The 9,882-nt window shown below is 62.9% G+C and carries 8 protein-coding genes; 5 read left to right on the top strand and 3 right to left on the bottom strand.

Annotated elements, in window-relative coordinates; translation table 11 throughout:
• The first annotated feature begins 47 nt into the window (after positions 1–47).
• Together macA and AC07OT_RS15065 are read left to right on the top strand one after the other, a co-directional pair.
• Positions 48–1,199 (top strand): macrolide transporter subunit MacA, encoded by a 1,152-nt coding sequence (gene macA / locus AC07OT_RS15070; protein ID WP_141157485.1) that lies wholly within the window; start codon positions 48–50, stop codon positions 1,197–1,199.
• Positions 1,200–1,202: 3 nt separating this feature from the next.
• Entirely contained in the window at positions 1,203–3,161 is a 1,959-nt protein-coding gene (locus tag AC07OT_RS15065) for a MacB family efflux pump subunit (RefSeq protein ID WP_495108383.1), read from the top strand.
• Between the two features lie 48 nt (positions 3,162–3,209).
• On the opposite strand, the gene AC07OT_RS15060 is transcribed toward AC07OT_RS15065, so the two are convergent.
• Together AC07OT_RS15060 and AC07OT_RS15055 are read right to left on the bottom strand one after the other, a co-directional pair.
• Complete coding sequence (locus AC07OT_RS15060; protein ID WP_495108382.1) at positions 3,210–3,878, bottom strand: helix-turn-helix transcriptional regulator; 669 nt, start codon at positions 3,876–3,878, stop codon at positions 3,210–3,212.
• Between the two features lie 155 nt (positions 3,879–4,033).
• Positions 4,034–5,278, bottom strand: a complete 1,245-nt coding sequence (locus AC07OT_RS15055) for a methionine gamma-lyase (protein WP_141157486.1) — start codon at positions 5,276–5,278, stop codon at positions 4,034–4,036.
• Positions 5,279–5,401: 123 nt separating this feature from the next.
• Between AC07OT_RS15055 and AC07OT_RS15050 the strand changes: the two genes are divergently transcribed.
• Positions 5,402–5,872: an Lrp/AsnC family transcriptional regulator gene (locus tag AC07OT_RS15050; protein WP_027606550.1), complete on the top strand. Its 471-nt coding sequence runs from the start codon at positions 5,402–5,404 to the stop codon at positions 5,870–5,872.
• 100 nt (positions 5,873–5,972) lie between these two features.
• Complete coding sequence (locus AC07OT_RS15045; RefSeq protein WP_065941158.1) at positions 5,973–6,410, top strand: carboxymuconolactone decarboxylase family protein; 438 nt, start codon at positions 5,973–5,975, stop codon at positions 6,408–6,410.
• Between the two features lie 180 nt (positions 6,411–6,590).
• Here AC07OT_RS15045 and AC07OT_RS15040 read toward each other — a convergent pair whose 3' ends face one another.
• Entirely contained in the window at positions 6,591–8,738 is a 2,148-nt protein-coding gene (locus tag AC07OT_RS15040; RefSeq protein WP_495108381.1) for a TonB-dependent siderophore receptor, read from the bottom strand.
• A gap of 170 nt (positions 8,739–8,908) precedes the next feature.
• On the opposite strand from AC07OT_RS15040, the gene AC07OT_RS15035 reads away from it, so the two are divergent.
• Entirely contained in the window at positions 8,909–9,688 is a 780-nt protein-coding gene (locus tag AC07OT_RS15035; protein WP_495108380.1) for an acetoin reductase, read from the top strand.
• The last annotated feature ends 194 nt before the right edge of the window (positions 9,689–9,882 follow it).

Here is a 9,882-nt window from a genome sequence, read left to right as displayed (position 1 = left end):
GCCTATGGACTCCATCAAAAAAGCCCAACCACTTTTCATGGTCATTTATGCAAACTTCTAAGCTCCGCAAAACCGGCCTGCTTGCAGTCCTGGCCGTCGCCATCGGCCTCATCGTCTACACGGTCCAGGCGCCCGCCGACGCCCCGCAATACCTTACGGCCAGCGTCGAACGCGGCGATATCGAAAACGCCGTGCTGGCCACCGGCGTGCTCGAAGGCATCAAGCAAGTGGATGTCGGTGCCCAGGTTTCCGGGCAGTTGAAGTCGCTCAAGGTCAAGGTCGGCGATAAGGTGAAGCAGGGCCAGTGGCTCGCCGAAATCGACCCGTTGGTCCTGCAAAATACCCTGCGCAAGGCCCAGGTGGATGAGGAAAACCTCCAGGCCCAGCGCCGGGCCACGGCGGCGCAGCTCAAGCAGGCCAGGTCGGTGTATGAACGCTACAAGGGCTTGCAGGATGACGAGTCGGTGTCGCGCCAGGACTTCGAAGACGCCGAGTCGACGTTCCAGGTGCAGCAGGCCAACCTGCTGTCCCTGGATGCGCAGATCAAGAGTGCGCATATCCAGATCGACACCGCCAAGGTCAACCTGGCTTACACCCGCATCGTTGCGCCCATCGATGGCGACGTGGTGGGCATCGTCACCCAGGAAGGCCAGACCGTGATCGCCAGCCAGCTGGCACCGGTGCTGTTGAAGCTGGCGGACCTGGATACCATGACGGTCAAGGCCCAGGTGTCGGAGGCCGATGTGATTCATATCAGCCCCGGCCAGCAGGTGTACTTCACCATCCTCGGCGAAGCCGACAAGCGCTACTACGCCAAGCTGCGCGGTACGGAACCGGCGCCGCAGAACTTCCTCGAAACCCAGACTGCCGGCACCCCCAAGCAGAACACGGCGGTGTTCTATAACGCACTGTTCGACGTGCCCAACCCCGACCATCGCCTGCGCATCGCCATGACTGCCCAGGTGCGCATCGTGCTCGACACCGCCCAGGCGGCGTTGATGGTGCCGGTGGCCGCGCTCGGCCCGCGCAACAACGATGGCCGCTACTCGCTGCGGGTGCTGGACGCCAAGGGCAAGGCGGTGGCGCGGGAGGTGAAGACCGGTATCAATAACAACGTCAAGGTGCAGGTCCTGGAGGGCCTGGCCGAGGGTGAGAAGGTGGTGATCGGTGACGCGTCGCCCACCGTGGCGGGGAACTGACGGATGACCCAGCCACTGTTGGAACTCAAGGGCATCACCCGCAGTTTCATGGCCGGCGAGCGTGAGTTCATTGCGCTCAAGGGTATCGACTTGACCATCCATGCCGGGGAAATGCTGGCGATTATTGGCGCCTCGGGTTCCGGCAAATCGACCCTGATGAATATCCTCGGCGGCCTGGATTACGCCACCGCCGGCAGCTACAGGATCAACGGCATCGAAACCCGCTCGCTGGGCAATGACCAACTGGCGGAGCTGCGCCGGGATTACTTCGGGTTTATCTTCCAGCGCTACCACTTGCTGGCGCACCTCAGCGCGTTGCACAACGTGGAAATGCCGGCGATCTACGCGGGCACCCCGCAGACCCAGCGTCACAGCCGCGCACGTGAGCTGCTGGAACGACTGGGCCTGGTCAGCCACACCAGCCATCGGCCCAGCCAGCTGTCGGGCGGCCAGCAGCAACGGGTGAGTATTGCCCGGGCCTTGATGAACGGCGGGGAAGTGATCCTCGCCGACGAGCCCACTGGCGCCCTCGACACCCACAGCGGCAAGGAGGTGATGCGCATCCTGGCCGAACTGCACGCGGCCGGGCACACGGTGATTATTGTCACCCATGACCCGAAAGTGGCGGCCAATGCCCAACGCATCGTCGAGGTCAGCGACGGCGAGATCATCAGTGACAAGGCCAATGCCAGCAGTGGCCTGGACCTGCCTGCCGAGGCGCCGCTCGAGGCCAGGCGCGGCGGCGCACGCCGATTGGTGGCAAGCCTGGGGTTGTTCAAGGAGGCGTTCAACATGGCCTGGGTCGCGCTGGTGTCCCATCGCATGCGCACCTTGCTGACCATGCTGGGTATCGTCATCGGCATCACCTCGGTGGTGTCGATCTCGGCCATCGGCGAAGGCGCAAAACGCTATGTGCTCAAGGACATCCAGGCGATAGGCAGCAACACCATCGATATTTTCTCCGGCACCAGTTTCGGCGACAGCCGCGCTTCGGCCATCGAGACGCTGATGCCCTCGGATGTGGATGCCCTGAACCGGCTCTACTACGTCGACAGCGCCACCCCGGTGGTGGGCCGCAACCTCTTGCTGCGTTTCGGCAATATCGACCTGGACGCCCAGGTCAATGGCGTGAGCGACCGCTACTTCAAGGTGAAGGGTCTGAAACTCGAAGCCGGCATCGCCTTCAGCGAAAGCGATGCACGGCGCCAGGCCCAGGTGGTGGTGATCGACCACAATACCCGGCAACGCCTGTTCGGGCCGAATGTGGATCCGCTGGGCCAGGTGATCCTGGTGGGCAACCTGCCGTGCACGGTGATCGGCGTGACGGCGGACAATAAGAACATGTTCGCCGCGAGCAAGGCACTCAACGTGTGGGTGCCGTATGAGACAGCGGCAGGGCGTCTCTTAGGCCAGCGCCATCTGGACAGCATCACCGTGCGCATCAAGGACGGCCAGCCGAGCAAGGTGGTAGAAGACAACGTCAATGCGCTCATGCTGCAACGCCACGGCACCAAGGATTTCTTCACCAATAACCTCGACAGCATCATGCAGACGGTGCAGAAAACCAGCCGTTCCCTGGCGCTGCTGTTGTCGTTGATCGCGGTGATCTCCTTGCTGGTGGGGGGCATTGGCGTGATGAATATCATGCTGGTGTCGGTCACCGAGCGCACCCGCGAGATCGGTATTCGCATGGCGGTGGGCGCGCGACAGTCGGATATTCGCCAGCAGTTTTTGGTGGAAGCGGTGATGGTGTGCTTGATCGGCGGGATGATTGGCATCGCGCTGTCCTTCGCCATCGGCTATCTGTTTTCGCTGTTTGTGAAAGAGTGGGAGATGGTGTTTTCCCTGGGGTCGATCATCATGGCGTTTGGCTGCTCGACACTGATCGGCATTGTGTTCGGCTTCGTGCCGGCGAGGAACGCGGCACGGCTGGACCCGATTGAAGCGTTGGCACGGGATTGACCTCCCCGCAGCTGCCGAACCTCGGCGAGGCAGCTGCGGGGAGAGGGCTTAGAGCGCGGTGTCGTCGGTGGAGTACATCCACCGCAACAACGAATGCCGCCCGCTGATCCCCAGCTTGATCGCCGCCCGCTTTAGGTAGCTTTCAATGGTGTTGACCTTCAGTGCCAGTTGCTCCGCCAACTCCGGCGCCGTGCGCCCGGCCAGCAGGCCCACGCACACCTCCAGCTCGCGGTTGGAAAGGCTCAGCCCCGATTGCACCAGGCGTTCCTGAATGCGTCGACGCAGGGTATCGATGCCCTGGTTCTGCGATAGGTGCGGGTCGCTGTCACCGCGGCATGGCTGAATCGCGGTGATGTGTTTTTCCACCAAAGGCAACAACAGCGTGGAGAAGTCCTGCAACATGCTGCGTTCCTGGGGCGAAAAGCTTTCTGACTGGTGGGAGCGGTACACCGACAGCACGTAGCGCACATCATCCTTGTGGCGTGTGAGGTGCAATTGTGCGGCCGGTTGCGCATCGCCCAGGGCCGCCACCGAATCGGTGTAGACCGGGCTGATCTTGCGGCGGGTGTGACCTTCGGAACTCACGCGCAATTGGGTGATATGGGTGGCGTCCACTGCCAGTTGGGTGAGGATCAGGTCATGCAGCATGCGTGGGAAATCGCGACTGCCGGTGCTGGCGATGACCTTGCCTATATGTGGGAACAGGTGTGAATTCATCAGTTCGTCCATGAGTGTCGAATGCAGGACGTATGCTAGTACAGCCTGGCGGCGGCAGGGGGATCCAATCGGCAAAAAACCGCATTAAGCCCGGCCAACAGTGGTCGGATCCGTCCGGCCACCGTCGTGGGAAAGCACAACCGAGGGCCTGGGGCTTATCGCGCCGACTGTACCGCCATCGGCGTTTCGCGCGGTACGGCGCGGGTGCACTTGGCCAGCGCCTGCTGCACGTCCGCCAACAGGTCGGCGACATCCTCAAGCCCCACCGATAAACGCACCAGGCCTTCGCTGATACCGTGATGCGCGCGTTCTTCAGGGGTGTAGGTGCTATGGGTCATGCTCGCCGGGTGCTGGGCCAGTGACTCGGCGTCGCCCAGGCTCACCGCGCGGGTGAACAATGTGAGGGCGTTCATGAAGCGTCGTCCGCTGTCGATCCCGCCCTTGAGTTCGAAGGCGATCATGCCGCCGGCCTGGCTCATCTGCCGCGCCGCCAATGCGTGTTGCGCGAAGCCGCGCAGCCCCGGATACGTCACCCACTCCACGGCGGGATGCGCCTGCAAGGCTTCGGCCACGGCCTGGGCGTTGCTGCAATGGCGGTCCATGCGCAGGGCCAGCGTCTTGAGGCCGCGCATTAACAGCGACGCGTCCTGGGGCGACATCACCGCGCCGGTCAAGTCCTTGAGGCCTTGCAGGCGAATGCGCTGGGCCAGGGCCTGGTTGCTCACGGCGATGCCGGCGGTGATGTCGCCATGGCCGCTGAGGTACTTGGTGGCCGAGTGCACCACCACATCGGCGCCCAGTTCCAGCGGCCGTTGCAGATACGGCGTGCAGTAGGTGTTATCCACCACCACGGTCACGTTCGGCTGTTGATGGGCGAGGGCGGCCACGGCGGCGATGTCCACCAGTTGCAGGGTGGGATTGGCCGGGGTTTCGCAGTAGACCATGCGCGTGGCGGGGCTCAGCGCCGCTTGCAGGGCCGCAAGGTCGGTGAGGTCCACATGACGCACCTTGATGCCGAATTCGCCGATACCGTGATGCAGCAGGGCGAAGGTGCAGCCGTAGAGTGTCTGGCTGACGATCACCTCATCGCCCGGGCGCAGCAGGGTCCAGAACGTCGCGGCAATCGCGCCCATGCCGGAACTGAACGCCACCGCCGCCTCGCCGTTTTCCAGGGTGGCCATGCGGGACTCCAGCAGCGCCAGGGTCGGGTTGGAAATGCGCGTGTAGAAATGGCCACCGGCCTCTCCGGCGAAACAGGCGGCGCCGTATTCGGCGGTGGGGAAGGCAAACGTGGCCGACAGGTAGATCGGCGGCACGAGTGCGCCGTGGTGGTCCTTGGGGTCGTAGCCGTGGTGGATGGCACGGGTGGAAAAGCCGAATGCATTGTGTTTAGTGTTCATGTCGGGCGCTCCTTATTTCCTACAATGCTATGCTTATAACCACGGCTGGATTTTCCAAACTTTGCCGACAAATCCAGTGTCCTGGGATGAAAACTCGCTAAAAACAATAAACAGAGGCACATCATGCCCATCACGCTGGATCGCACCGACAAAGCGTTATTAAACGCCCTGCAAGGCAATGCCCGTTTAACCGTGGCCGAGCTGGCCGACCGCGTGTCCCTGACCACGTCACCGTGCTGGCGACGGGTCAGGAACCTGGAGGAGAGCGGGGTGATCAGCGGCTACCAGGCGATCCTCTCGCCCAAGGCGCTGGGGTATGGGGTGACGGCGTTTGTCAGCATCATGATGGAGAGCCACACCCAGGAAATCGCCCGGGCGTTCGAGCAGCGTCTGTTGGATATTCCGGAAATCGTGGCCTGTCATAACGTGTCGGGACGCTATGACTTCTTGCTCGAGGTGGTGGCCAGGGACCTGGAGTCGTTCGGCGAGTTTGCGCGGGAGGTGTTGCAGACGCTGCCGTGCGTCAAGGAAATCTATTCGAGTTTTTCCTATAAATCGGTGCGACCGTTGCGGGTGATTCCATTACCAGGTTGATCGCACCATTGGTCACCTGTTCTTCCCCGCAATTGGCTATTTCTCCCGTACGGCCCGGTGGCTAACCTAGCCACCACTTCCCACCGTTCCGGAGTTCCGCATGCAAGCCCGTACCGATTTCTACACCGCTTCCCCAGACGCCATGAAAGCCATGCTTGCCCTGGAAGCCGCCGTCGGCAAACTCTCCATCGAACTGCCATTGCTGGAGCTGATCCGCCTGCGGGTCTCTCAGATCAACGGCTGTGCCTTTTGCCTGGACATGCACACCGCCGATGCCCGCAAGGGTGGCGAGACCGAGCGTCGCCTCTACACCTTGTCGGCCTGGCGCGAAACGCCGTTCTTCACCCCGCGTGAACGCGCGGCATTGGCCTGGGCCGAGAGCCTGACGCTGCTGAGCCAGACCCACGCCCCGGACGCAGACTTCACCGCGCTCGCCGCCGAGTTCAGCCCCCGGGAGCAAGTCGACCTGAGCGTGGCCATCGCCACGATCAACAGCTGGAACCGCCTCGCGGTAGGTTTCCGCAAGATGCCTGAATAGGCGGTTGAAGACGGCTCTTTTGTGGTGAGCGGGCTTGTCCCGCGCTGGGCTGCGCAGCAGCCCCAAAACAAGGCGCAGAGGAGTGCCTGATATACCCCATTCGTCTTCATCAGGGGCGCTTCGCCCCCCAGCGCGGGCGGTGCGACGATTCGCCAAGCCCGCTCGCCACAGCAGTAAGTGTCAGAAGTTCACCGAAGCACTCAGGCGCGCCGTCAGCGGCGCGCCCTGGAACAGATAGTCATCGCCCATGTACTCGCCCGCGTCGCGCCAGTAGCGCTTGTCGAACAGGTTGTCGACGCTCAGGCGCAACACCGTCTCGTAGCCGTCGATCTTGGTGGTGTAGCGGCTGCCGACGTTGACCACCGCGTAATCCCCCACCTCCACATTGCCGCTGCGATTGGCGTACTTATTGGCGCTGTATTGCACGCCGCCGAGCACCGCCAGGCCATTGACCCACGGCAACGCATAATCGGCGTACACACTGGCGCGCAGCTTGGGCACGTTGATCGCCTGGTGGTCTTCGTATGCCGGTGTGCCGCTGCCGCTGACCCGTGCACGAATCGCCGCCACGCTGGTGGAAATCTGCAGGCGCTCGGTGGCCCAGCCGTTGGCCGACAGTTCCACGCCGGTGTTTTTCTGTTCGCCCTGCTGCACGTAGGTGAACTGGCCGGCACCCTCCGGCTTGGCGTACTGGTAGGCCTGGCGTGTCTGGAACACAGCGGCGGCGAAGCTGATACGACGCCAGTCGTATTTCACCCCGGCCTCGATTTGCCGCGAGGTGGTCGGGGCCAGGGTTTCATCGGCGTTGCTGGCAAACCACGGCGCGGTGCCGCCCAGGGACAGGCCTTTGCTGTAGCTGGTGTACAGCGAGATGTTTTCCACCGGTTTGTAGATCAACGATGCCTGGGGCAGGAACACGTATTGCTGGGTATGGCGGGCCTGGTTGCCAGTGACACCGTCGAAGGCTTTTTCATCCAGGCGCACTTCGCGGCCACCGAGGAGGGTTTGCCAGTGCTCGTTGAGGCGGATGCGGTCGGTGACGAACAGGCCATACTGGCGGCTGTCGAGGGTGCGATGGCTGTCGTTCAACGGCTTGTCGGTGGGCGTGAACGTCGGCGCGTCAGCGTCGATATTGGCCGTGCCGATGTACTCGTTGACGGACTTGCGCTTGTCGATCACCCGGCGAAACGCGCTGGTGCCGAAGGTCAGTTCATGGCCGATGCCTGCGGTGTCGAACAGGCCGGTCATCGCCGCCTGGACTTCATCGTCACGGCGGGTATCGTCGGGGCTGCGGTAGTCGTAGACGTCGTAGTTGCCTTCGGGCGTGAAGTGGTTGCCGACACCGTTGGTGTCGCCGCCCCAGGCAAACGAACTGTAGTCATCGATCACCACCTTGCTGCGCGCGGCGCTGACGCTGCCTTTCCACTGGTCGCTGAAGCGGTACTCGAACGTGCCGTTGAGGTTCAGCGAATCGATGCCGACCTGCCTGGAACCGCTCTGGTGGCCCAGCAGTTTTTTCGGCGAGGCGTCGTGGGGCACCTCGGTGCCGCCCAGCAACTGGTAGCCCGGTACCGAGCGCTGTTGCTTGTTCTGGTATTCCGCGTCCAGTCGCAGCACCGCGTCGGGGCTGATGTTCCAGTCGAAGGCCAGGGACACAAAGTCGCGCTGGCCGTTGGCGTGCTCCACATAGGAATTGAGGTCTTCATGGGCGACGTTGGCCCGCAGGCCGAATTGCTGCTCGCTGCCAAACCAGCCACCCACGTCGGTGGCGATATAGCCGCTGCCGCGGTCATCGGTGGACACCGTCACCTGGCGCACATCCTCCGGGCGCTTGGTCACGTAGTTGATCACGCCGCTGGGTTCGGAAATTCCGCTCTGCAAACCGGCCAGGCCCTTGAGCACTTCCACCTGCTGTTTGTTTTCCAGGGCGACGTTCTGCTCGCCGGTGATGGTGCGTCCGTTGATCTTGTAGCTGCTCGCCGCATTCAGCGAGAAGCCACGCACCACGAAATTTTCGTAGTAGCCGATGGGGGCGTAGCTATCGCCCACCGAAGCGTCGTTGCGCAGCACTTCACTGAGCAGGCGCGCTTGCTGGTCCTTGATCAGCGCGGCATTGATCACCGTGATCGAGGCTGGAGTGTCCAGCAGCGGCGCCTCATTGAAGCCGCCGACCGAGGCGGTGTCTGCGCGATAGCCGGACGCGTCCTCGCCCTGGACCTGCACCGCCGGCAGCTCGAGTTGTGCCGCCCAACTGTTGCCGATCCCGCCGCTGAGCAGCAGGCCGAGGGCGAAACGTGTACTGACGACGGGACGAAAACGCAAAACCATGGGGGAGGGCCTTAAAGCGCAGGGCGGGGGGCGCATAAGCTAGGCATAACCGCTCGGTTTTACAAGTGAGACGTCCCGTCTCAGCCCGCCCACTGAATGACGTGCCTCTCGACAGCCTGCGTGCCCACCTGCGATAGACAGAACTTCTCTAACCCTTGCAGGAGATCATCATGGGTATCGCTGGAAAAGTTGCGCTGGTGACCGGCGCCGGGCAGGGCATTGGTCGGGCCATCGCCCTGCGCCTGGCACAGGACGGTGCCGACATCGCCCTGGTCGACATCAATGGCACCAAGCTCGAAGCCGTGGCCGCCGAAGTCGTGGCCCTGGGGCGCAAGGCCTCGGTGTTTATCGCCGACGTGTCCAAGCGCGACCAGGTGGTGGCGGCGGTCGAACATGCACACCAGACCCTCGGCGGCTTCGACATTATCGTCAACAACGCCGGGGTCGCGCAGATCGACGCGCTGCTGGACGTCAGCCCGGAACAGGTCGAGCGCACCCTGGGCATCAACGTGCAGGGCGTGTTGTGGGGCATCCAGGCTGCCGGCAGGAAATTCAAGGCGCTCAAGCAGAAGGGCAAGATCATCAATGCCTGTTCCATCGCCGGCCACGAAGGCTTCGCGCTGCTGGGCGTGTACTCGGCCACCAAGTTCGCCGTGCGCGCCTTGACCCAGGCGGCGGCCAAGGAACTGGCGAGTGCCGGGATCACGGTCAACGCCTATTGCCCGGGCGTGGTCGGCACCGACATGTGGGTGGAGATCGACAAGCGCATGGCCGAGATTACCGGTGCCGAAGTGGGGGCGACCTACAAGCAGTATGTGGATGGGATTGCCCTGGGCCGTGCGGAAACGCCGGAGGATGTGGCGGGGTTGGTGGCCTACCTGGCCGGGCCGGACGCAGATTACATGACCGGACAGGCGCCGTTGATCGACGGTGGGCTGGTTTATCGCTGATCTCCCAAGGCCGACGGTGTTAAATGTGGGAGGGGGCAAGCCCTAATGCCGATCAGTTAAGAGATAGAACGGGCAAACAGTAACCTGTGGCGAGCGGGCTCGTCGAATCGTCGCACCGCCCGCGTTGGGCTGCGCAGCAGCCCCAATAAGAGCGCTGCAGTGTGCCAGGCAGGTCCGGGGCTGTGTTTTGGGGC

The sequence above is a fragment of the Pseudomonas sp. GW821-FHT09C10 genome (assembly GCF_059418085.1).
Note: the sequence above shows the minus strand (reverse complement) of the source record. Positions and strands in the feature narration are given on the sequence as shown.

What these genes read in the sequence shown, in the direction of transcription:
- AC07OT_RS15055 (WP_141157486.1), bottom strand. Translation starts at nt 5,278, where the DNA reads ATGAACACTAAACACAATGCATTCGGCTTTTCCACCCGTGCCATCCAC.
- AC07OT_RS15060 (WP_495108382.1), bottom strand. Translation starts at nt 3,878, where the DNA reads ATGAATTCACACCTGTTCCCACATATAGGCAAGGTCATCGCCAGCACC.
- AC07OT_RS15050 (WP_027606550.1), top strand. Translation starts at nt 5,402, where the DNA reads ATGCCCATCACGCTGGATCGCACCGACAAAGCGTTATTAAACGCCCTG.
- AC07OT_RS15035 (WP_495108380.1), top strand. Translation starts at nt 8,909, where the DNA reads ATGGGTATCGCTGGAAAAGTTGCGCTGGTGACCGGCGCCGGGCAGGGC.
- AC07OT_RS15045 (WP_065941158.1), top strand. Translation starts at nt 5,973, where the DNA reads ATGCAAGCCCGTACCGATTTCTACACCGCTTCCCCAGACGCCATGAAA.
- macA (WP_141157485.1), top strand. Translation starts at nt 48, where the DNA reads ATGCAAACTTCTAAGCTCCGCAAAACCGGCCTGCTTGCAGTCCTGGCC.
- AC07OT_RS15040 (WP_495108381.1), bottom strand. Translation starts at nt 8,738, where the DNA reads ATGGTTTTGCGTTTTCGTCCCGTCGTCAGTACACGTTTCGCCCTCGGC.
- AC07OT_RS15065 (WP_495108383.1), top strand. Translation starts at nt 1,203, where the DNA reads ATGACCCAGCCACTGTTGGAACTCAAGGGCATCACCCGCAGTTTCATG.